At 67.7% G+C, this 22,004-nt stretch carries 17 protein-coding genes and 1 riboswitch; of the genes, 1 reads left to right on the forward strand and 16 read right to left on the reverse strand.

Translation table 11 applies throughout. The annotated features are described in order from the left end of the window. Positions 1 to 136: 136 nt before the first annotated feature. The 15 genes from HB724_RS10775 to HB724_RS10845 form a co-directional block, all read right to left on the reverse strand. A complete protein-coding gene (locus HB724_RS10775; RefSeq protein WP_213980936.1) occupies positions 137 to 934 on the reverse strand; it encodes a MetQ/NlpA family ABC transporter substrate-binding protein in 798 nt (265 codons plus the stop codon). An 8-nt stretch (positions 935 to 942) separates the two neighbouring features. Next, positions 943 to 1,608 carry a methionine ABC transporter permease gene (locus HB724_RS10780; protein ID WP_213980937.1) on the reverse strand — a complete coding sequence of 222 codons (666 nt, stop codon included), beginning with the start codon at positions 1,606 to 1,608 and terminating at the stop codon, positions 943 to 945. Then, positions 1,605 to 2,573, reverse strand: a complete 969-nt coding sequence (locus tag HB724_RS10785) for an ATP-binding cassette domain-containing protein (RefSeq protein WP_213980938.1) — start codon at positions 2,571 to 2,573, stop codon at positions 1,605 to 1,607. Before HB724_RS10785 ends, HB724_RS10780 begins: the two co-directional genes overlap by 4 nt. Continuing rightward, the gene (locus HB724_RS10790; protein WP_213980939.1) at positions 2,570 to 3,583 is read right to left on the reverse strand and encodes an LLM class flavin-dependent oxidoreductase; all 1,014 of its coding nucleotides are present in this window, start codon (positions 3,581 to 3,583) and stop codon (positions 2,570 to 2,572) included. The genes HB724_RS10785 and HB724_RS10790 overlap by 4 nt, the downstream gene beginning before the upstream one ends. Continuing rightward, positions 3,580 to 4,497, reverse strand: a complete 918-nt coding sequence (locus tag HB724_RS10795) for an alpha-L-glutamate ligase (protein WP_213980940.1) — start codon at positions 4,495 to 4,497, stop codon at positions 3,580 to 3,582. The genes HB724_RS10790 and HB724_RS10795 overlap by 4 nt, the downstream gene beginning before the upstream one ends. A 311-nt stretch (positions 4,498 to 4,808) precedes the next feature. Next, entirely contained in the window at positions 4,809 to 5,213 is a 405-nt protein-coding gene (locus HB724_RS10800) for a copper-binding protein (RefSeq protein WP_256731454.1), read from the reverse strand. Positions 5,214 to 5,224: 11 nt separating this feature from the next. After that, on the reverse strand, positions 5,225 to 8,356 hold the full coding sequence (locus HB724_RS10805) for an efflux RND transporter permease subunit (protein WP_213980942.1): 3,132 nt from the start codon (positions 8,354 to 8,356) through the stop codon (positions 5,225 to 5,227). Beyond that, positions 8,353 to 9,630 carry an efflux RND transporter periplasmic adaptor subunit gene (locus HB724_RS10810; RefSeq protein WP_213980943.1) on the reverse strand — a complete coding sequence of 426 codons (1,278 nt, stop codon included), beginning with the start codon at positions 9,628 to 9,630 and terminating at the stop codon, positions 8,353 to 8,355. Before HB724_RS10810 ends, HB724_RS10805 begins: the two co-directional genes overlap by 4 nt. Beyond that, a complete protein-coding gene (locus HB724_RS10815; RefSeq protein ID WP_213980944.1) occupies positions 9,627 to 10,868 on the reverse strand; it encodes a TolC family protein in 1,242 nt (413 codons plus the stop codon). The genes HB724_RS10810 and HB724_RS10815 overlap by 4 nt, the downstream gene beginning before the upstream one ends. A gap of 67 nt (positions 10,869 to 10,935) precedes the next feature. After that, complete coding sequence (locus HB724_RS10820; RefSeq protein WP_213980945.1) at positions 10,936 to 11,184, reverse strand: hypothetical protein; 249 nt, start codon at positions 11,182 to 11,184, stop codon at positions 10,936 to 10,938. A gap of 98 nt (positions 11,185 to 11,282) precedes the next feature. Next, complete coding sequence (locus HB724_RS10825) at positions 11,283 to 11,639, reverse strand: hypothetical protein (protein ID WP_213980946.1); 357 nt, start codon at positions 11,637 to 11,639, stop codon at positions 11,283 to 11,285. Positions 11,640 to 11,723: 84 nt separating this feature from the next. After that, on the reverse strand, positions 11,724 to 12,488 hold the full coding sequence (locus HB724_RS10830) for a hotdog domain-containing protein (protein ID WP_213980947.1): 765 nt from the start codon (positions 12,486 to 12,488) through the stop codon (positions 11,724 to 11,726). Then, positions 12,485 to 14,788, reverse strand: a complete 2,304-nt coding sequence (gene metE, locus HB724_RS10835; protein WP_213980948.1) for a 5-methyltetrahydropteroyltriglutamate--homocysteine S-methyltransferase — start codon at positions 14,786 to 14,788, stop codon at positions 12,485 to 12,487. The genes HB724_RS10830 and metE overlap by 4 nt, the downstream gene beginning before the upstream one ends. A gap of 110 nt (positions 14,789 to 14,898) precedes the next feature. Further along, positions 14,899 to 15,110, reverse strand: a riboswitch (cobalamin riboswitch). Between the two features lie 54 nt (positions 15,111 to 15,164). Next, positions 15,165 to 16,658 carry a PepSY-associated TM helix domain-containing protein gene (locus HB724_RS10840; protein WP_213980949.1) on the reverse strand — a complete coding sequence of 498 codons (1,494 nt, stop codon included), beginning with the start codon at positions 16,656 to 16,658 and terminating at the stop codon, positions 15,165 to 15,167. A 2-nt stretch (positions 16,659 to 16,660) separates the two neighbouring features. Beyond that, entirely contained in the window at positions 16,661 to 17,221 is a 561-nt protein-coding gene (locus tag HB724_RS10845; RefSeq protein ID WP_213980950.1) for a hypothetical protein, read from the reverse strand. Positions 17,222 to 17,322: 101 nt separating this feature from the next. On the opposite strand from HB724_RS10845, the gene HB724_RS10850 reads away from it, so the two are divergent. Continuing rightward, positions 17,323 to 19,626 (forward strand): TonB-dependent receptor, encoded by a 2,304-nt coding sequence (locus tag HB724_RS10850; protein ID WP_213980951.1) that lies wholly within the window; start codon positions 17,323 to 17,325, stop codon positions 19,624 to 19,626. A 30-nt stretch (positions 19,627 to 19,656) separates the two neighbouring features. Here HB724_RS10850 and HB724_RS10855 read toward each other — a convergent pair whose 3' ends face one another. Beyond that, complete coding sequence (locus tag HB724_RS10855) at positions 19,657 to 21,933, reverse strand: FdhF/YdeP family oxidoreductase (RefSeq protein ID WP_213980952.1); 2,277 nt, start codon at positions 21,931 to 21,933, stop codon at positions 19,657 to 19,659. Positions 21,934 to 22,004: the final 71 nt, after the last annotated feature.

The following is a 22,004-nucleotide window of genomic DNA, read 5'->3' on the forward strand; positions in this document are numbered from 1 at the left end:
TAACGCTCCGTTGAAGAGCACCCCGTCGGTGGAGGCGTCATCTATGCGGGCGACGCGGGACCGTCAACCCTGTTTTTAGAAAAATCGACATCCCGGTGCGAACAATTTTCAGCCGGCTCTGAAACCATGCGCCGGCTCAGAACGCCGGAATCACCGCCCCGCCATATTTGCGCTCGATGAACGCCCTCACCTCCGGGCTGCGCAGCGCCGTGACGAGCTTCCGCACGCGCGGATCGTTGCGCGCGCTCTCCGGCCCCACCAGGAAATTGACATAGGGGCTGTCCTTCCCCTCGATCGCCAGCGCATCACGCGTGGGATTGAGCCCGGCATCGAGCGCATAATTGGTGTTGATGAGCGCGAGATCGACTTGGTCGAGCACGCGCGGCAGCGTTGCCGCCTCCAGCTCGCGGAACTTCAGGTTCCTGCGGTTCTCGACGATGTCCTTGGGCGTCGCCGAGGTGCTTTTCGGATCGAGCAGAGTGACCAGCCCGGCCTTGGCGAGCAACTGGAGCGCGCGGCCGCTATTGCTCGGCTCGTTGGGGATGGCGACGGTCGCGCCGTCGGGCAGGTCGCCGAGCGTCTTCCACTTGCGCGAATAGGCGCCGAACGGCTCGACATGCACGCCCGCGATCGTCACCAGATGCGTGCCTTTCGAGCGGTTGAACTCGGCAAGATAGGGCTCGGTCTGGAAATAATTGACCGCGATCCGCCCCTCCGCGACCTGGGTGTTGGGCTGGACATAGTCGTTGAACACCCGGACATCGAGCTTCAGGCCCTGCTTCGCGAGCGTGGGCTTCACGAAATCGAGGATCTCGGCATGCGGCACCGCGGTCGCCGCGACGCTGAGCGCGTTCGGATCATCCGTCGAGCCGGACTTGCCGCAGCCGGCAAGGGCCAGGGCGGCGAAGGCGGCGAGGAGCAGGCGGCGATGCATGGACGGTCCTATCGGCGTGTAAAGTGTCGGACGAGGCCGTCGCCCGCCATCTGGAGGAGCTGGACGAGAAGCAGCAGCAGCGCGACGGTGACGAGCATCACGTCGGTCTGGAAGCGCTGATAGCCGAAGCGGATGGCAAGGTCGCCCAGGCCGCCGGCGCCGACCACCCCCGCCATCGCGGTGAAGGAGACGAGCGCGACCGCGGTGACGGTCGCGCCCGCGATGATGCCGGGCATCGCCTCGGGCAGCAACGCGCGCAGGACAAGGTCGCGCGTGGGGGCGCCCATCGCCTGCACCGCCTCGATCGTATTGCGGTCCACTTCGCGCAGCGCCGTCTCGACGAGGCGCGCAAAGAAGGGCGCGGCGCCGACGACCAGCGGCGGGATCGCGCCGGCGACGCCCAGCGACGTGCCGACCAGCAGCACGGTGACCGGGATCATCACGATCAGCAGGATGATGAACGGCACCGAGCGGAGCAGGTTCACCGCCATCGCCAGCGCTCCGTTGGCAGAGCGGCTTGCCCAGACCTGGCCGGGGCCGGTGAGGAAGAGCAGCACGCCGAGCGGCAGGCCAAAGAGGATGGTGAGCGCGAGCGATCCTCCCAGCATCGCCAGCGTGTCGAGACCGGCCTGACCGATCTCGGCCCAGTCGATATGGACGAACCACCCGCTCATGCCGCCACCTCGCCCTGGCGACGTAGCGCCGCGATCGCAGCATCGGCGTCGCCACCGGTCAGCCCCAGGGTCAATTGCCCGAAGCCCGCGCCCTTGAGCCGTCCGATCCGGCCGTCGAGGATCGTGAAGTCGACGCCGGTCTCGCGCGCGATCCGGGTGAGCAGCGGCTCGCCCGCCGCCGGTCCGTGTAGCGTCAGGCGGACGACCCGTCCCGCAAAGGCCGCGGGTTCCGCCTGCGTGTCGGTCTCGGCAAGCAGGGCGCGCGTCTCGGCTGCGCGCGGATGGAGGAATATCTCGGCAACGCCGCCGCTCTCGACCACCCGCCCGGCATGGAGCACCGCGACGCGGTCGCAGACCTGGCGGACCACGTCCATCTCATGGGTGATGAGCACGATGGTCAGGCCCAACTCGCGATTGAGGTCGGCGATCAGGGAAAGGATGCTGCGCGTCGTCTCGGGATCGAGCGCGCTGGTAGCCTCGTCGCACAGCAATATGTCGGGGCCGGTGGCAAGCGCGCGGGCGATGCCGACGCGCTGCTTCTGCCCGCCCGAAAGCTGCGCCGGATATTTAGCGCCATGATCGGTGAGCCCGACGCGCGCGAGCAGCTCGGGCACGCACGCGGCGATCTCGGCGCGGGACACGCGCGCGATCCTGAGCGGCAGCGCCACATTGTCGAACACCGTGCGCGAAGAGAGCAGGCCGAAATTCTGGAAGATCATCCCCACCCGGCGCCGGAGCCGGCGAAGCGACTCGCCCGCAAGGCCCGCGACATCCATGTCCTCGATCAACACCCTGCCCTCCGTCGGACGTTCGAGCCCGTTGAGCAGCCGCACCAGAGTCGACTTGCCTGCGCCCGATCGGCCGATGATTCCGAACACCTCTCCGCGCGCGATCTCCAGATCGACGCCCGCAAGCGCGGCATGCACGCCGTCGAATTGCTTGTGGACGCCTTCGAGCCGGATCATGCCGCGATCACCTGGGCGGCGAACCGCTCCATCTCCTCGCGCTGGGGGCTCATCTGGAGCAGCAGCAGGTCGAGCCCCGCAGCCTCATATTCGGCGATCCGTTCCTTGAGCTGCTCGGGCGTGCCGACGAGATTGGGGCGCAGGCCACGGTTCGACACCGAATATTCCTGGATCTTCAGCTCGCGCTCGAGCTGGGTGCCCGAGAGCCACTGGTCGAAATTGGCGTAGCCGGCGGGGAGTTCCTTCACCTCGGTAATGCGCGCGAGCTCGCGCTTCGCCTCGGCCTCGCTGTCGCGCACGATAGCATAGGCAGCCATGCCGAAGGTCATCGGCCTGCCGCCCGCCGCCGCCCGGCGCGCGCGCATATCGGCAATCTTGGGCGCGATCGCCTCGACCGGATCGCCATGCATCACATAGGCGTCGCACTGACCGGCGATCATCGTCTTGGCCGCCTCGCTCTCGCCGCCGGCATAGAGGATCGGTGGATGCGCCGGCTTGGGCGCGCAGATCGCATCCTCGGTGCGGTAGAACCGTCCCTCGAAGCTGAACCGCTCCTCGCGCCACAGGCCCTGCACTACCTCCAGCCATTCGGAGGTGCGGGCATAGCGATCGTCATGCTGGTCGAACTGCAGGCCGTACTGCCGCGCCTCGTCAGCCCACCAGGAGGAGACCACGTTCAGCGAAAGCCGCCCTCCCGAGATGCGGTCGATATTCGCAGCCGCCTTGGCGAACAAGGCGGGCTGGTGGAAATTGGGGCGCACCGCGACCATCAGTTCCTGCGTCTTCGTCACCGCCGCCACCGCCGCGGCGGTGGACCAGGCATCGAGCGCGGGCTCGGTCACGCCCTTGATGTCGTTTAGGTTCAATTCGGCGATCAGCGTCAGGTCATAGCCGATCTGCTCGGCGCACACCGCGAGATCGCGCGCATAGTCCCAGCTCGCCTCCATGCCCTCGTCGGGCACGTTGCGCAGCCAGCCGCCGAACACCGGCATCCAATATCCATATCTCACGCCCTGGCCTCCGCGATCAGGGTTTCCAGCCAATCGACCAGCCGCTCGTGCGGATCCCAGCCTAGCACATCGAGCGGGTTGGCGACGAAGTTGGAGAGCGCGTTGACGTCGTAGAAACGCGGCGTGCCGTCGCGATCGTCGATCATCACTTCGATCCCGCCGACATCCAGCTTCGCGGCCTGCGCGATCCGTTCGGCAGCTTCGATCAGCGCTTCGTCGGGACGCGCCTCGGTGATGGTGATGACCGGCTTGCCCGGCGCGGCCAGGCACACATCGGCGGGGCAGAGATCGAAGCTGCCGCCGCCATCGACATCGATCGCGTAGAGGAACCTGCCGCCCAGCGTCTCGATCCGGGTGATCTTCCCGTCGCGCACCGGCACATATTCCTGGACGAGCAGCACCCGATCGATGCTGTCGGGCACCATGCCCTCGTCCACCGCCGCGGCCAGGCTCTCGCGGCTGTCATAGCGGACGATGCCCGCGCCCGATCCGCCGATATTGGCCTTCACCACGATCGGAAAACGCAGCCCCTCGCTGGCTGCGACCAGATCGGCGGCGCGGTGCACCACGCGCGTCGCCGGGATCGGCAGCCCGAGCCCGGCGATCACCGAAAGCTGGCGCGCCTTCGACGCGTCGACCGCCAGCGTATCCGCCCCGTTGAGCACGCGGGCACCCGCCGCGGCCCAATGCGCCATCAGCGCCTGAGCATAGAAGATCGGATGCTCGGGCGCGCGCAGGAAGCTCGACATGGCGATACGATTGAACACGATCGGTGCCGGCAGCGAGCGATCGGCCGGATCGAAGCCATGGCCGTCGGCATGCTGCGCGGCATAGGCGACGCCGCGCCGATCGAGCGCGTCCAGCAGCGGCAGGAACCATGCGGGATGTTCATACAACAGGACGAGGTCGGTCATGCTTCTCCGGGCCTGAAAGGGAGTGCGCCCGATAGGCGCCAAGCTGTGCTGGATAGCCGCTCATCGGGGCAAAGGGCGAGAGATTGCCTTTAGCCGCGCATAGCCGAAATTGCTTATAATATCCACTAATTTGATGGATGTTCAGATCCGTTCCCCGGTGAGGCCGGATTCGCTCTCTCGGCTTTGTTTCGGAAACGGGCTTCGGGATCCCTTTCTCCCCAGCTCACACTAGCCGCGCCTTCCCAGCAAGGCGCGGCTTCTTTCGTTCGGGAGCACGGCCATCTCGTCCTGCGATGGCCGGCCAGTCGATCCTATTGCTTGGTGATCGCGGTCACTTCGGCCCCGCCCCCCTTGAGCGCCAGGTCGAACGTCACCTTGTCGCCGATCGCGACGCCCTCGACGACGGCGGGCTTGGCATCGAACGCCATCTTCATCGCCGGCCAGTCGGCTTCGGGGATGGCCTGATGGTCGAGCGTGATCTTGCCGGTCGCCTTGTCGATCGCAGTCACGGTGCCGGTGCCCCTGGCGGTCTTCGCCTCAACGGGCATCGCCATGTTGCCCATGCCGGCCATGTCCTCGTTCATGGTGCCGGACATCGTGGAGGACTGGGCGGAGGACTGGCTCGCCTCCGCCGCCGCGGGCGCATCGGCCTTCTGGCCGCACGCGGCAGTCAGGGTGGCAAACCCCAGGACAATCGCCAATTGCGCAGGCTTCATGGTCTTCTCCTTCATGATGAGACAGGTTGACGGGTGGGCCGCCGGAGCAGCAGATAGGCGGCGGGCAGGACGAACATCGAAAGCAGCGGCGCGGTGAGCATCCCGCCGATCATCGGCGCGGCGATCCGGCTCATCACCTCCGAGCCGGTCCCGGTGCCGAGCAGGATCGGCAGCAGGCCGGCAAGGATCACCGCCACCGTCATCGCCTTGGGCCGGACGCGCAGCAGCGCGCCTTCGCGCACCGCCGCCTCCACCTTGTCCGCATCCGGATCGGGACCACGTTCCTCCAGCGCATGCTTGAGGTAGATCAGCATCACCACGCCGAACTCGGCCGAGACCCCGGCCAGCGCGATGAACCCGACCCCGGTCGCCACCGACTGGTGAAAGCCCAGCGGCCATAGCGTCCAGATGCCGCCCGTCAGCGCGAACGGCAGCGTGCCCATGATGAGCGCCGCTTCGTCGAAACGCCGGAAGATCAGGTAGAGCAGCACGAAGATGATGAGCAGCGTCGCAGGCACGACCAGCTTCAACCGCTCGATCGCGCGCTGGAGATATTCGAACTGGCCCGAATAGGCGATGCTGACGCCGGGCGAGAGCTTCACCTGCTTCGCCACCGCACGCTGGAGGTCACTTACGACCGACGCGAGGTCGCGATCGCGCACGTCCACATAGACCCAGGTCGAAGGCCGGGCATTCTCGGTCTTGAGCATCGGCGGCCCCTCGGCGATCGAGATGGCCGCCACCGTACCGAGCGTGACCTGCTGGCCCGAAGGCGTGAGCACCGGCAGCGTCCGCAACCCTTCGAGGCTGCCGCGCAGTTCGCGCGGATAGCGCACGCTGATCGGATAGCGCGCCAGCCCCTCGACGGTCTCGCCGATCGTCTCGCCCCCGATCGCGCCCGAGACGATCGCCTGGACGTCGGCGATGTTGAGCCCGAACCGCGCGGCGGCGGCACGATCGATATCGACATCGACATAGCGCCCGCCGGTCAGCCGCTCCGCCAGCGCCGAGCTGACGCCCGGCACCGTCTTGGCGACCGTCTCGACATCATGGGCGATGCGATCGAGCTGGGCGAGATCGGCGCCCGACACCTTCACCCCGATCGGGCTCTTGATGCCGGTCGCGAGCATGTCGATCCGGTTGCGGATCGGCGGCACCCAGACATTGGCGAGGCCGGGGAGCTTTACCGTGCGGTCCAGTTCCTCGACCAGCCGCTCCGGCGTCATGCCGGGCCGCCATTGGTCGCGCGGCTTGAACTGGATGGTGGTCTCGAACATCTCCAGCGGCGCCGGATCGGTGGCGCTTTCGGCGCGCCCCGCCTTGCCGAACACGCTTTGCACTTCGGGCACCGTCTTGATGAGCCGGTCGGTCTGCTGGAGCAGTTCCGATGCCTTGGCGGCCGACAGTCCCGGCAGCGCCGAGGGCATGTAGAGCAGGTCGCCCTCATCGAGATTGGGCATGAACTCGCCGCCGAGCCGCGACAGCGGAAAGGCCGTGGTGGCGAAGACCAAAGCGGCGATCAGCAGCACCGTCCTGGGCCGCCGCATCGTCCAGTCCAGCGCGGGGCGATAGAGCGCGGTGAGCGCGCGGTTGACCGGATTGGCCTGCTCGGCCGGGATGCGGCCACGGATCAGCCAGCCCATCAGCACCGGCACCAGCGTCACCGACAGGATCGCCGCACCCGCCATCGCATAGGTCTTGGTGAAGGCGAGCGGCGCGAACAGCCGCCCCTCCTGCGCCTCCAGCGTGAACACCGGGATGAAGGAGAACGTGATGATGACGAGACTGAAGAACAGCGCCGGCCCGACCTCGGCGGCCGCATCGGTGATGACCTTCCAGCGCGTCTCGCCGGCCAGCACCTCGGCGGGATGATCGTGCTCCCAGCGCTCGATCTTCTTATGGGCGTTCTCGATCATCACCACCGCCGCATCGACCATCGCACCGATCGCGATGGCGATTCCCCCCAGCGACATGATGTTGGCGTTCACGCCCTGGAACCGCATCACCACGAACGCCGCCAGCACACCCAGCGGCAGGGTCAGGATCGCGACCAGCGCCGAGCGGACATGCCAGAGGAACAGCGCACAGACGATCGCGACGACGATGAACTCCTCGATCAGCTTGTGGGTGAGATTGTCCACCGCACGATCGATGAGCTGCGAACGGTCATAGGTGGGGACGATCTCGACGCCGGGCGGCAGGCTCGCCTTGAGCGTGGCGATCCTGTCCTTGACCGCCGCGATCGTCTCGCGCGCATTCTTGCCCGAGCGCAGGATCACCACCCCGCCCGCGACTTCGCCTTCGCCGTTCAGCTCGGCGATGCCGCGCCGCATCTCGGGGCCGATCTGGAGCGTGGCGACGTCGCCCAGCGTCACCGGCACGCCGCCGGCGGCGGCGCGCAGCGGGATCGCCCGGAAATCGTCGAGCGTCTTCAGGTAGCCCGAGGCGCGGACCATATATTCGGCCTCGGCCATCTCCAGCACCGAGCCGCCGGCCTCCTGATTGGCCTGCTGGATCGCCTGTACCGCCTGTTGCTGGGTGATCCCGTAGGCGGCGAGCTTCACCGGATCGAGCAGCACCTGATATTGCCGGACCATGCCGCCGATGCTGGCGACCTCGGCGACGCCGGGCACGGTCTTCAGCTCGTAGCGCAGGAACCAGTCCTGCAAGGATCGGAGCTGCGACAGGTCGTGCCGACCGCTCCTGTCGACCAGCGCATATTCATAGACCCAGCCGACCCCGGTCGCATCCGGCCCGAGCGCACTCTTCGCGCCGGCCGGAAGCCGCCCCTGCACCTGGTTGAGATATTCGAGCACGCGGCTGCGCGCCCAATAGAGGTCGGTGCCGTCCTCGAAGATCACATAGACGAAGCTGTCGCCGAAGAAGGAATAGCCGCGCACCGTCCTGGCGCCCGGCACCGAGAGCATGGTGGTGGTGAGCGGATAGGTGACCTGGTTCTCGACGATCTGCGGCGCTTGGCCGGGATAGCTCGTGCGAATGATGACCTGGGTATCGGAAAGGTCCGGCAATGCGTCGATCGCAGTCGAGCGCACCGCCCACACTCCGGCGGCGGCCAGCGCCAGCACGCCGACCAGGACGAAGAAGCGGTTGCGGACCGACCAGCGGATGAGTGCGGCGATCATTGGCCCCCCGCCTCTTCGAGTGCCGATCGGGGCTTTGCCGCGGGCTGCGGAGCCCCGATCGGCCGCACTTCCATGCCCGAAAGGCTCGCTTCGGAATCGAGCAGGAACTGGCCCGAGGCGATGACCTTCTCCCCTTCCGACAGGCCGGCGAGGACTTCCGTCTGCCCGCCCGCCTCGCGGCCCACCCGCACCTCGGCGGGGTGATAGCGGCCATCGTCCGCCGCCAGCATCACCAGGACGCGCGTGCCGGTGCGGATCACCGCCTCGCTCGGCACCAGCAATGCCGGCCGCGCATCGCCGCCGAGCGCGACGGTGGCGAACATGCCCGGCCGCAGCCGGCCGCCGCGATTGGCGAGCTCGATGCGGACGGTCAGCGTACGGCTGTCCGCCTGCGTGGTCGGAAGGATCGCGATCACGCGACCCGCGAACGTCTCGCCCGGAAATCCGGCCAGCGCCGCCGTCGCGCCCTGCCCGATCCGGACATCGCCCGCGCGCGCCTCGGGCACGGCGGCGTTGAGCCAGACGGTGCCCAGCCCGCTGACCTGCGCCAGCGTCTGGCCCATCGCCAGCGTGACGCCCTGCCGCGCATCGAGCGTCTGGATCACGCCCGAGATCGGTGTCGTGACGGTAACCACGCCGTTCGGCCGGCCGCTGCGCTCGACGCCGGCGATCAGCCCGTCGGACATGCCCATCAGCCGCAGGCGCTGCCGCGCGGCGGCGGTGAGGTCCGGCCGGCCCAGCCGTCTCACGCTCAGATATTCGGCCTGGGCGCCGCCCCAATCGGGCAGCAGCAGATCGGCAATCGGCGCCCCCGCGCGGATGACATCGCCCGGCGCGCGGGCATAGACGCGCTGCACGAACCCGCCCGATCGCGCCTGGACGATCGCCACGTCGCGCTGGTTGAAATCGATCGTCCCGGTAACATTGAGCGTACCGGCAAGGCTGCCCGTCTTCACCGCGACCACCCGGATGCCCAGGCTCTGCCGCGCCGCCGAATCGATGGCGACTCCGGCAGGGCCGGCCGCGCCGCCTTCATCCGCATATTTGGGGATGAGCTGCATATCCATGAACGGCGACTTGCCCGGCTTGTCGAAATGCTGGGCCGGCGCCATCGGGTCGTAATAATAGAGGATTTGGCGCCCCGCGGCGGCGGGCGCCGCTTGCGGCGCGGGCTCGCTACGATGCCCCAGCCAATATCCGGCCCCACCGGCGACCAGTGCCGCCGCGAGCAAGGAAGCGCCCCAGCGGGCCTTTTGCGTGGATGCGGGCGTCATGGCCGCTCCTCCCCATAAGTGATGGCGATGCGCACGGCGTCGCGCGCGACTTCGGCTTCGCGGTTGAGCATCTCGACCTCGGCTTCGGCGAGCGCGAGCGTCGAGAGAAGCGCCGTGCCAAGATCGGTCTTGCCGCCGGCATAGCTGTCGCGATCCAGCTCGGCGCGGCGCTGGGCGAGCGGCACCAGCGTCTCGCGGGCATTGCGCAGCCGCTCGTGATGCATGGCATGATCGGCAAGGTCGGCGTCGAGCGCCGCGACCAGTTCGCGCCTGCCCGCCTCGCGATCGAACCGCGCCCGCTGGGCCTGGCTCGCGCTCGCGTCGATCTTCGGATTCTGGCGCCGGCCGGCGAACAGCGGCAGGTCGACCGATACGCCCACCGAGGCAAGATCGCCGAACGCGGGATCGCGCCGCCCATAGGAAACCCCGACCCGCCAGTCCGGCCGCTTGTCGGCACGCGCCATGCGGACATCGGCATCGGCGGCGGCAATGCCGGCGTCGAACGCGCGCAGCGCAGGCAAGGTGTCGAGCCCGGCACGCAGCCGATCCGGATCGACCTCCGGCGCCGGCGGGTCGCCCATGACCTGCGGGTCGGGATCGCCGGTGTACCGCGCCAGCCTTGCGCGCGCCTGCGCGATCACCGCGACCATTTCGGCGCGGCGATCGGCGACGGCGGCCCGGAGCTGCTCGGGCTCGAGCGCCTGGCTCGGCCGCGCGCTTCCCGAGGCGAGGCGCGCGGTCACCGTCTTCTGGAGATCGCCAAGGCTCGTCTCGAGCAGGCCGAGCTGGGCCAGCCGCCGCTCGCCATAATAGAGGTCGATCCAGGCGAGCGCGGTCTCGAGCCGGACGTTGCGCGCCTCGACCCGCTCGCCGGCCTCGGCCACGCCGATCTCAGCAGTGGCGCGCGCGGCCCGCGCATGGCGCTTGGCGAGATTGGGGAATTGCTGGCTGAACCCGATCGTCGGCATCGTGAAATCGTCACGCGTGAAGCTGCCCGCATTGGGTCCGGTCACCGGGAAATCGCGGATGCCGAAATCGAGCGTCGGATCGGGCAGGCGATCGGCCGCGATCGCCGACGAACGCGCCGCATCGGTCGAGGCGGCGCGCGCCTTGAGGCTGGGGGCATTGGCGGCGGCGCGTTCGAGCGCCTCGGCATAGCTGATCGGATCGGCCAGCCCCGCCGACGGCAGCACGACGAGCGCGGTCCCCAGCAGCACCGGATACAGGGAGAGTCGCATGGCAGCCTCCTCGAGAAGATCGACCGCCCGCGACGCGCACCTAGGCGCCCGCCGCAGGCGGCGACCGTCAGCCCTTGTTGGAAGGCGCGGCGGACAGCATCCGCCGGTCGCTGCATTCAGGCATCGCCATGCAGGCGGCCATGCGCTTCCCCGTGTGCCGGGTAGCGCGTGCCGCCCACCATGCCTGCTGGGCCTGGCGTTCCTGCGCCGAGAGGGTTGGAACGCCCTTGCCGGAGAGCGCAGCGGACTGGGCATGGGCAGAGGGTGCGACGAATGTCGCCGCTGCCAGCATGGCAGCCATGATCGTCTTGATCATCGTTCGAATCCTTGGATGAATCTTGTCGATGCACGCGGATCGGTTCGTGGCCGCCGTCGAAGGACGGCGCAGCCGGTCAGCCGCGCGTGCGCGCAGGTTCAGCCAAGGAAGGCCGGTGGTTCCGGTTCCGGGGCGACATCGCGCCCGGTGAGGATGGTCGATGCCGGCCAGAAATCCGCCGCGGGGCTCCGAAGCGCGACCGCGGCCGGAGCGGCGGGCTCCTTCATCGCGAGTACCGCGGTGCACGCGGCCATCGCCAAACAGCCCGGCGCCTTGTCCTTGCCATTCTCATGGTGCGTCGGGCTGGACTGGGCCATGTCGCAATCGGGCATGTCCGCCATCGCCGCCGGCTGGCTGTGCGTCATCAGGATGCACGGCGCGGCCAAAGCGACACCGTTCCCGGCAAGGCCGAACAATATGCCCAGGCACAGGAGATGGCGAAGCAGCTTCAGCACGGGCTATTGATGCGCCGCACCATGGCGCGAGTCAATTCGCCGTGCATCCCGATTGACAATGCGCGTTTCCACGCGTTTGGACGGTCATTCGATTTCGACAGGCTTCACCCTCCTGTCCACCGCCACCATGACGAATTCGGCCGCCGCCGCACGGCGGCGGTCCCCGGTCAGCAGATTTTCGGCCCATAGCTCGACGCCGACGCGAACCGAGGTCCGCCCCGTCATCCTGATCCGCGCGACCAGGTCGATCATCTCGCCCTCATGCACCGGGCTCACGAAATCGATACGGTCGGACGCCGCCATGACCATCACCGCGCGAGCATGCCGGGTCGAGGCGATGAAGGCGGCCTTGCCGAGCATCCGCAACGCGTCCCCGCCGAACAGCGTGCCGTAATGGTTGGTCTGCGGCGGGAAGACCATGTCGACCATATGGAGCGCGCCATCCTCGGCATCGGCGGATGCGGGGCCGAGCGGCGGCAGCGCCGGCCGTCCTCCCGCCTCCGTCACCGCTACCAGCGTGAACCGCCCCCGCGTGCACAGCCGCCGCTCGCCGCTGAGCAGCACCTCGGCGACCAGCTCGACCTCCACGTCGAGCGAGCGGGTGCCGACGCGCACCACACTCCCCGTCGCCTCGATCAGCTCGCCCTTGAGCGCCGGGGCGGCGAAATCGATCCGCTCGGAAGACGCCGTGACGAAGGGCGCCCGGCCATGGCGCGAGGCGGCGAGGAACGCCACCTTGTCCATGTGCGCGAGCGCCACGCCGCCGAACAGCGTGCCGTGATGGTTGGTGTCGCCCGGAAAGATCATGTCGATCAACCGGACGACGCCGCTGCCGGCAGCCATCGTCATGCCGCCGCCATCGCCTCGACGCGCAAGGTCCGCGCGGCCTCGACCATCGCCTCGATCGCCGGCTTCACTTCCTCCCATCTGCGGGTCTTGAGCCCGCAATCGGGATTCACCCAAAGCTGTTCAGGCCGCAGATGCTGCTGGGCGAGGCGCATCAGCTGCACCATCTCCTCTCCGGACGGCACGCGCGGGGCATGGATGTCATAGACGCCCGGCCCGATCGCGCTCGGATAGCGATAGCGCGCGAAGCCTTCGAGCAGCTCCATCTGCGAGCGCGCGGTCTCGATCGAGATCACGTCAGTATCCATCGCGCCGATCGAAGGCAGGATGTCGTTGAACTCCGAATAGCACATATGGGTGTGGATCTGGGTGGCATCGCCGACCCCCGCCGCCGAAAGCCGGAAACAGTCCACCGCCCAGTCGAGATACTGCTGCCAGTCGCGCTTGCGGAGCGGCAGTCCCTCGCGAAGGGCCGCTTCGTCGATCTGGATCGCCTTGCAGCCCGCAGCTTCGAGATCGAGCACTTCGGCGCGGATCGCGAAGGCGATCTGCCGGCACGAGGCTTCGCGCGGCTGATCGTCGCGCACGAACGACCAGTTCAGGATCGTGACCGGGCCGGTGAGCATGCCTTTCACCGGCTTGCCGGTCAGCGACTGCGCGTAGCGCCACCATTCGACGGTCATCGGATCGGGCCGCGAGACGTCGCCATAGAGGATCGGCGGACGCACGCAGCGCGAGCCATAGGACTGGACCCAGCCATTGACGGTGAAGGCGAAGCCCGAGAGCTGCTCGCCAAAATACTGGACCATGTCGTTGCGCTCGAACTCGCCGTGGACGAGCATGTCGAGCCCCACTTCCTCCTGCCAGCGGATCGCGCGCGCAGTCTCCTCGCGCAGGAACTGCTGGTACGCGGCGTCGTCCAGATGCCCGCGATTATGTTCGGCACGGGCATGGCGCACCTCGGCGGTCTGCGGGAAGGATCCGATCGTGGTGGTCGGGAATGCCGGAAGCCCGAGAACCTCCGCCTGGGCCAAGGCGCGGGTTTCATAGGCCGAATGCCGCTCGCGCATCGCCGGCGTGGCGGCCGCGACACGGGTGGAGACGTTCGCGTCATGGATGCGCGCCGATGTCAGGCGGTTCGCCGCGGCCTGCGCGGACGCGGCCAGCTCGACCGCGACGCTCGCGCGGCCCTCGTTGAGCGCGCGCTTGAGTATCGCCAGCTCCTCGATCTTCTGCACCGCGAAGGCGAGCCATTGCTTCACCTCGTCGTCGATCCTGCCCTCCAGCGCGAGATCAACGGGCACATGCAACAGCGAGCAGGACGGCGCGAGCACGATGTCCCGCCCCGCGGCGATCGGCTCCACGCGATCGAGGATGCGCTGCAGATCGCTGCGCCAGACATTGCGGCCGTCGATCACGCCGAGCGACAGCAGCAGCGATCTGGGCGCGGCCTTGAGCACGCGATCGAGCTGGTCGGGCGCCCGCACCAGATCGATATGCAGCCCCGCCACCGGAAGCGAAGCAGCAAAAGTGAGATTGTCCTCAAGCCCGCCGAAATAGGTCGCCAGCATCAGCTTGACGCCGCAGCGCGTCAGCTTCGCATAGGCGCGGGTCAGCGCCTTGCGCTGCCGCTCGTCCAGATCAAGCACCAGCACCGGCTCGTCGATCTGCACCCATTCGGCGCCGGCATGCCCAAGATGGCCGAGGATGACGCTGTAGAGTCCCAGCACTTCATCGAGGAAGTCGAACGGATCGACGTCGCGGCCCTTGGCAAGACTCAGCCAGGTCACCGGGCCGAGCAGCACCGGCCGGGTCTCGAAACCCTGCGCCCTGGCCTCGCGATATTCGTCGACGATCTTCGATCCGTTCAGCGTGAGCTTCTGTCCGGCCACCAGCTCGGGCACCATATAGTGATAATTGGTGTCGAACCATTTGGTCATCTCGCACGCCGTCAGGCTGGCATGCGCCTGGCCGCAGCCATCGTCCGTCGCGGTCGTGCCGCGCGCCATCGCGAAATAGGTGGCGAGATCCGCCTCCCCCGCCCCGGCGCCGTAGCGATCCGGAATCGCACCCAGCATCACGCTGGTATCGAGGACGTGATCGTAGAGCGAGAAATCGTTGGACGGCAGCCAATCGGCGCCCAGCGCCTTTTGCCGCGCCCATGCGGCGGTGCGCAGGCCCGATGCGGCGTCCTGCAATTCGGCTTCGGTCGATTTGCCCGACCAGTATTTCTCGAGCGCGAACTTCAGCTCCCGGCGCGGGCCGATGCGCGGGAATCCGAGCGTGGCAACAGTGGCAGTCATGGTCTTCATTACCCCGATGAAGGGCGAGGCAGAGAACCAGACACAAGCAGACGCGGACCAAATCGCGCTGGCCGCAGCATGCAAGCGGCCAGCCCGGACACCCCGCCGGTGGACGTTATCGCGTCGGAGGCAGGTCTCCTGGCTCGCGGGTCGTCACGTCGGCCTGGCCTTCCCGGGGCGGACCCCAGTGACACTTCATGGCCGCCGCTCGCCGCTTACAGTTGCGGGGGCAGCGCCGGCATTGGACAGGCGTCCGCACCGGCTTCCCGTCTTAGCTCCGGCGCGCTTGCACGGCCGGAGAACCTTCGACCCATCAAGCATCGGCTCCCGGCGAGGCCGCGTCAAGCGGCATATAAAGATTTCTTTATATCAGCTTTCAGATCCCCTCCACCGGGTAGGTGCGCGGAAGCACGGTACGCACCGATCGGTAGAAGGCGGGCAATATGCCCGTCAGCCACAGCAGGATCATGCCGCAGAGCAGGATGCCGATATCCACCAGGAGCGCGATCGTCGAAGTCGTCCCCTCGGTCGCCATATGCAGGGTCGCCAGCGCCACACAGGCCACCGCGCCCGCGATGCGCAGCCCGCGCACGATCACGGCCGGACTCGCCACCCACAGGCTCGCGACCAGGACCGCGATTACCCCGCCCCAATAGACCGGTAGCGGCGGCGCCCCCAGCATCGCCGCGATGGCGGTGCCGGCCCAGGCCGACGGCTGGACCCAGATCAGCGCGCTCCACAGCCGCTCGAGCCGCGGCGCCGCGCGACCCTGCTCGCGCCGGCGCGCCAGCCAGATATTGCCGCCCGAGGCGACGACGGTGCAAAGCCCGGTGCCCAGCAGGGCATAGATCAGCTTGAGCCAGATCCCGCCATAGGTGCCGTAATGGAGCGGCGTAATCATGCCGTAGATCCGCATGCCGACGCTGCCATCGGTATAGCCAGCCTTCCACACGAAGCGCCCGGCGCCGTCGAACGTCCAGGCCTCGGCGCGGGTCAGATGGCCGGGCGCCGCCACCGAGACGGTGACGCGCTGGCCGCGCGTGCCGACATCGTCATAATCGAGCGAGGTGACCAACGCGCCGGGAATGCGCGCGCCGATGAAGGCGATCATCGGCCGCACGTCCGCGAGCGGTGCCGGCCGCGCATCTTCCACCGCCTGCGGGCCGAGCAGCGCCGCGATCGCCTTCTCGGTATCTCCCTGGAAGGCGACATAGGCGAGGACCATGATGATGAGCCCCGAAAGCCCGAGCAGCGATCCGGTGAGCGACACGATCAGGTGAAAGGGCAGCGCCCAGACCCCCACCCGGTTGTGGAGATCGGCATTGGCGAGCCGCTTCGATCCGCCCCAGCGCAGGCGGAAGGCGTCCTTGAGGATGCGGCGATGCGCGACCACGCCGGTAATCAGGCTCGCCAGCAGCAACGTGCCGACGATACCCACCAGATAGCGTCCGATAATCCCGAGGTTCAGGTTGAAATGCAGATCCTGGAGGAAGCTGGTCCAGGGCGTTTCCGGACGCGGCCCCAGCCGCCCTTCCGCATCGGCGTTCCAGATCCGGCTGCGGCCATGATCGAACGCGCTCGCGGTGAGGCGCGGCAGTTCGGGCGTCGGCGCCGTCACGAACATGTCGTGCGCGATCCCCTCGGCCTTTGCCGCGGCATAAGTGTTGGTCGCGACGCGCGCGAGCAGCTCGGGCGAGGCGCTGGCGACATGCGGACCGTGCGGCGTCTCCCACACCGCGAATTCGTCCGACAGCACGGCGAGCGTGCCCGACACGCAGAGCAGGAAGGTCACCGTGCCGAACAGCACGCCCAGCAGCGAATGGCTGTCGAGCACGGCGCGCGAGAAAGCGGGGCTGATGGATAGGCGCATGCTCAGGCCCTCGGGATCATGGTGAAGCCGAAGCCGGCGCCGCCGATCGCCAGCAGGATCGCGGCAGGCACGCCGAGCCGCCGGTCGGCGACGGTCCAGCCGATGAATACCGCCCAGAGCGAAGGCACGATCAGGCCCGCGAGGATCAGCCGGGTCTGTTCGGCGAGCGGCGCACCGGTCGCGACGACGAAGGCGATCCCCATCGCCGCGAACATGCCGATCGGCCCAGCGATCAGGAATTTCGCCGCGCCGCGCAGCCGGCGATAGCGGGAAGCCGGCAGCGGCGGCACTTCACGTTCCCGTGGCGTGCGCGCTACGCGGCGCTCCATCCGCGACAGGATGAAGGCGAATCCAGCCAGCGCCGCCGTCTCGAGCGCGAGCGGAATCCCGATCTCCGCACCAAAACGCGCGATCCAGAGCCCGGCCGAGCCGATCCAGAAGCCGATCGCGGCCCAAGCGCGCGGCCCCCAGCGCCGCTCCCGCCATGCCGACCAGATCAGCAGGATTCCCCCAAGCGAGAGCGCCAGAGCCCCCAGCACGATCACCGAATCGATCAAGTCCAAGCCCCCAATAGCCATGGCGCCGCCATCTATTGATAATGCAATTGACTCGCAACAGCATAAACGTCTAGCGGGCCGCTCGATCGCAAACTTTGGGGGTCTGCATGAAGCCGCTACTGCTCGCCACGACGATGTTCGTCGCCATCGCCACGCCCGCTTTCGCGCAGCAGGAGCCCGCACCGGAGGCGAGCCAGGCCGGCAGCGACGGCACCGAGATCATCGTCACCGGGCAGAAGGCGAGCCGTACCCTCCAGGACACGCCGACCAGCGTGGGCGTCACCACCGCCGAGGACATCGCCGACCGCAACCTGACCAGCGTCTATGACGCGCTCGCGCAGACTGCGAACGTCGCCGTCACCGCCGACAAGCAGAGCTTCTCGATCCGCGGCATCGACGCGTTCAACGTGTCCGGCGCGGGCGACGGCGCGCTGGCCTCGGTCTATCTCGACGGTGCGGCGCTGCCGATGCGGGCGGTACGCGCCGGGCCGCTGGAGCTGTTCGACATCGCCCAGGTCGAAGTCTATCGCGGTCCCCAGTCGACGCTTCAGGGCCGCAACTCGCTGGCCGGCGCGGTCATCATCCGTACGGCCGATCCCGCCTATGAATGGTCCGGCCGGGCGCGCGCGCAGATCACCGATGCCGACGGCGGGCGCCGCTTCGCCGCCGCGATCGGCGGCCCGATCGTCGACGACCAGTTCGCCTTCCGGATCGCGGGCGAGATCGGGCGCTCGGACGGGCTGAACTATGGCGCGACGATCCACGACGATTATGATCCGCGCCAGTTCGAGACGATCCGCGCCAAGCTGATGGCGACGCCCACCGCCCTGCCCGGCCTCAAGCTGATCGCCGGCTTCCTGCATGATCGCCATGCGTGGGGCGGCAACACCTATGTCGAGTTCGAGGCGCCCTATACGCCCTGGGACCGCGTCACGCTGATGAACACCCCGGCGCACGAGACGGTGAAGAGCGATATCGCGACGCTCGACGCCAGCTATGAGATCGACCGGCACCTGACGCTGTCGTCGGTCACCAGCTACGGCCAGGTGCGCTATGATTACAGCTACGATACCGATTGGAGCGCCAGCGCGATCGGCACGGGGCACGCCTATGAGCCGACCGACACCTTCTCGCAGGAAGTGCGGCTGAACTTCGATTTCGCCCGGCTCCAGGGGCTGATCGGCGGCTATTATTCGAACGAGGATGGCCGCGGCTCCTATTCCGAAGGCACGCAGCGGATCGTCTTCTCGACGATCGGCCTCGACCGCCAGCTCGTCGCGCCGCCGCCCGCCGGTTTCGGCCTGCCCCAGGCGACCGCCAATTACGTGATGGACTTGTATCCGGGCCGCGGCGTGCAGATCGATTCGCTCCTCGTCACGCCCAAGCAGACGCGCAACAAGGCGCTGTTCGGCGACGCCACCTGGGAGTTCGTCGACGGCCTCAAGCTGCATGCCGGCTTCCGCTGGGACCATGAGAAGCAGGACCAGGCCCTCGACCAGACCGTGACGCTCGCGCAGCCCCTGCCCGATCCGGCGAGCGTGCCGATCGCCGCGCTGCGGCCGCTTGTCGCCGGCATCAACCAGATCATCCTCGGCCAGGTCAGCTCCGCCAACAATGTCCAGCCGCCCTCCACGGTCAGCTATTCGGCCTTCCTTCCCAAGCTGGGCCTGACCTGGCAGGCGACCCGCGACGTCGCGCTGAGCGCCACGGTGCAGCGCGGCTACCGCTCGGGCGGCAGCGGCACCAACACGGCGCGCGCCCGCTATTTCACCTATGATCCCGAATATACCTGGAACTATGAGTTCGCGCTGCGCACCGAATGGTTCGACCATCGGCTCACGCTCAACGCCAATCTGTTCCGGATCGACTGGAGCGACCAGCAGGTCCGTGTGAACCTGACGCCGGGCAACAATTATGATTCCGAGACGGTCAATGCCGGCACCTCGCGGCTATGGGGCTTCGAGGTCGAGGCGCTCGGCCGCCCGACCAGGACGCTGACGCTCAATGCGGGCGTGGGCTTCACCCGCACCAAGTTCACCAGCTTCAACGTCGATACCGGCACGCAGATCTTCGTGGCGACCGGCAACGAGTTCGCCAACGCGCCGCGCTGGACGCTGAACGGCGGCGCGACCTGGAAAGCGGAAAGCGGGCTGTTCGCCAATATCAACGCCAATTATCGCAGCGCCGCCTATCAGGACGCGCTGGTCCAGTCGTCCCGCGAGGTCGATGCGCGCGCGCTCGTCAACGCCAAGCTCGGCTGGCAGGGCGAGCATTTCGGCGCCTTCGTGTTCGCCAACAACCTGTTCGACGCCCGCTATGTCCAGAACAGCTTCGTCAATGGCGACGGCCGGCTGCTCGGCGTCGTCGGCGATCCGCGGGTGGTGGGGCTCAGCTTCGAGGGGCGGTTCTGATCCTCGCGAGCGCCCAAGAGACCGGGCTCGCTAGGCCGGTGCCGCCGGCCGCAAGGTGACGGGGGTGGACTTGTACGAAGGCGTTCCGCTGCGCTTGTCGTGATCTCCCAGCGCGATCAGGCAGTTCGCCTCCGGATAATAAGCGGCGACCGATCCCTTCGAGATCGTATGTGCAATCGCCGTCTGCCCGGAAAGTACCCGGCCCGGCCCGGCGACCACATCGATGCGGTCGCCATGTTTCAGGCCCAGGCCCGCGAGATCCTCGGCATTGACGAACACCACGTCCCGCCGGCCCGTGACGCCGCGATAGCGATCGTTGAGCCCATAGATCGTCGTGTTATATTGATCGTGGCTGCGGATGGTGGCGAGTGTCAGGGGGCTATCGTCCTTCCCTTCATCCTCGTCGGTGCCGGAAAATACCAGGAAGTGCGCCTTCCCATCCGGCGTGTCCCATTCGCGATTCGATGCGCCGACGCGAAGCCGGAACCCGCCCTTCGGGCGCACGCGCCGGTTGAAGTCGTGAAAATCGGGGAAGACCTCCTCGATCTTGTCGCGGATCCGGTCATAGTTCGCGACAAGGGCGTCCCAATCGACGCGGACGCTTGGAAGCGCCGCCTTGGCGATGCCCGCAATGATCGACGGCTCCGAGCGGAGCTCCGGCGACGCGGGCTTGAGGCGCCCGCGCGAAGCATGGACCATCGACATCGAATCCTCGACCGTCACCGCCTGCGGCCCCTCTGCCTGCACGTCGAGTTCGGTCCTGCCCAGGCAGGGCAGCACGATGCTCTCTTTGGCGACCAGCAGGCAGGTTCGATTGAGCTTCGTGCAGATCTGGACGTTGAGATCGAGCTTGCGAAAGGCGGCGAACGTCGCGTCGGGATCGCTCATGGCCGCGGCGAGATTGCCGCCAAGTCCGATGAAGCCCTTCGCATCGCCGTCGCGCATCGCCTCGACGGCCTCGACCGCGTTGTGGCCATGCTTGCGCGGGCTGGTTATGCCGAACGCCTTGTCGAGGCGCGCAAGAAAGGCTTCGGTCGGGATCTCGGTGATGCCGACGGTCCGGTCGCCCTGGACATTGCTGTGGCCCCGCAGCGGACAGATGCCCGCTCCGGGCTTGCCGATATTGCCGCGCAGCAGCATCAGATTGGCGAGTTGCTGGACATTCTCGGTACCATGGCGGTGCTGCGTCAGCCCCATGCCATAGCAGACGATCACCCGCTCGGATTGCCAATAGACCGTCGCCATGCTCTCGATGGCAGCGCGGCTGAGCCCTGAGCGCCGTTCGATATCATCCCAACCCGTATTCGCGATATCGGCCGCAAGCGCTTCCAAGCCCGTCGTGTGCTCGGCGATGAAGGCGCGATCCAGCAGTCCGTCGCCTCCGGTGCCCAGGCTCACGGCGTCGGCCTCCAGCAATGCCTTCATCATCCCCTTGAACACCGCCGCATCGCCGCCGATCCGGACCAGATGATAGGCTGACGCGAGAGGCGTCGACCCGAGGATGGTCATTTCGACCGGCTCCTGCGGATCCTGAAAGCGCTCGAGCCCGCGCTCGCGCAGCGGATTGACGACGATGATCGGCGCGCCGCGGCGGGAGACCTCGCGCAGCGTACCGAGCATGCGCGGATGGTTGGTTCCGGGATTGTGACCGATGCAGAAGACTGCGTCGGCATGCTCGAAATCCTCGAGCGTCACGGTGCCCTTGCCGACCCCGATCGACTGCGGCAGCCCGACGCTGGTCGCTTCGTGACACATGTTGGAGCAGTCGGGGAAATTGTTGGTGCCATAGGCGCGGGCAAGCAACTGATAGAGGAAGGCCGCCTCGTTCGACGCGCGGCCGGACGCATAGAATTCCATGCGGTCGGGATGGTCCATGGCCTGCATCGCGGCGCCGATGCGCGCGAAGGCGTCGTCCCAGCCGATCGGCACGAAATGGTCGGTCGCGGCGTCATAGCGCAGCGGCGTGGTCAGCCGCCCGGCGTCCTCCAGCGCGTAGTCGGACCATCCCCACAGCTCGCTGACGCTGTGCCGGGCGAAGAAGTCGGGATCGACCCGCTTGGCGGTCGCTTCCCAGGTGACGGCCTTGGCGCCGTTCTCGCAGAATTCGAAGGACGAGGTGTGCTTGGGATCGGGCCATGCGCAGCCGGGGCAATCGAAGCCATCCGGCTGGTTCATCTGGAGCAGCGCCCGGGTTTGCGTGCTGAAGCCCATCTGCTCGCGCACCGCCCGCGCCACCGCCCGCAGCGCACCCCATCCCCCGGCCGGGCCGGGATAGGGCCTTACGCCTTCAGGTTCATCGCTCGACATGTCGCCACCCTTCCCTTCGCAACGAACGGGCCAGGCCTTTCAGCGCCTGGTCAGCCCCGCCATTAGCGCAT

This window comes from Sphingomonas sp. dw_22 (assembly GCF_018449795.1).
Classification (GTDB): Bacteria; Pseudomonadota; Alphaproteobacteria; order Sphingomonadales; family Sphingomonadaceae; genus Sphingomonas.

Excerpts from the sequence above, each read along its gene's own strand:
- HB724_RS10775 (WP_213980936.1), bottom strand. The coding sequence starts at position 934 with ATGCATCGCCGCCTGCTCCTCGCCGCCTTCGCCGCCCTGGCCCTTGCC.
- HB724_RS10780 (WP_213980937.1), bottom strand. The coding sequence starts at position 1,608 with ATGAGCGGGTGGTTCGTCCATATCGACTGGGCCGAGATCGGTCAGGCC.
- HB724_RS10785 (WP_213980938.1), bottom strand. The coding sequence starts at position 2,573 with ATGATCCGGCTCGAAGGCGTCCACAAGCAATTCGACGGCGTGCATGCC.
- HB724_RS10795 (WP_213980940.1), bottom strand. The coding sequence starts at position 4,497 with ATGACCGACCTCGTCCTGTTGTATGAACATCCCGCATGGTTCCTGCCG.
- HB724_RS10800 (WP_256731454.1), bottom strand. The coding sequence starts at position 5,213 with ATGAAGCCTGCGCAATTGGCGATTGTCCTGGGGTTTGCCACCCTGACT.
- HB724_RS10805 (WP_213980942.1), bottom strand. The coding sequence starts at position 8,356 with ATGATCGCCGCACTCATCCGCTGGTCGGTCCGCAACCGCTTCTTCGTC.
- HB724_RS10810 (WP_213980943.1), bottom strand. The coding sequence starts at position 9,630 with ATGACGCCCGCATCCACGCAAAAGGCCCGCTGGGGCGCTTCCTTGCTC.
- HB724_RS10815 (WP_213980944.1), bottom strand. The coding sequence starts at position 10,868 with ATGCGACTCTCCCTGTATCCGGTGCTGCTGGGGACCGCGCTCGTCGTG.
- HB724_RS10820 (WP_213980945.1), bottom strand. The coding sequence starts at position 11,184 with ATGATCAAGACGATCATGGCTGCCATGCTGGCAGCGGCGACATTCGTC.
- HB724_RS10830 (WP_213980947.1), bottom strand. The coding sequence starts at position 12,488 with ATGACGATGGCTGCCGGCAGCGGCGTCGTCCGGTTGATCGACATGATC.
- metE (WP_213980948.1), bottom strand. The coding sequence starts at position 14,788 with ATGACTGCCACTGTTGCCACGCTCGGATTCCCGCGCATCGGCCCGCGC.
- HB724_RS10840 (WP_213980949.1), bottom strand. The coding sequence starts at position 16,658 with ATGCGCCTATCCATCAGCCCCGCTTTCTCGCGCGCCGTGCTCGACAGC.
- HB724_RS10850 (WP_213980951.1), top strand. The coding sequence starts at position 17,323 with ATGAAGCCGCTACTGCTCGCCACGACGATGTTCGTCGCCATCGCCACG.
- HB724_RS10855 (WP_213980952.1), bottom strand. The coding sequence starts at position 21,933 with ATGTCGAGCGATGAACCTGAAGGCGTAAGGCCCTATCCCGGCCCGGCC.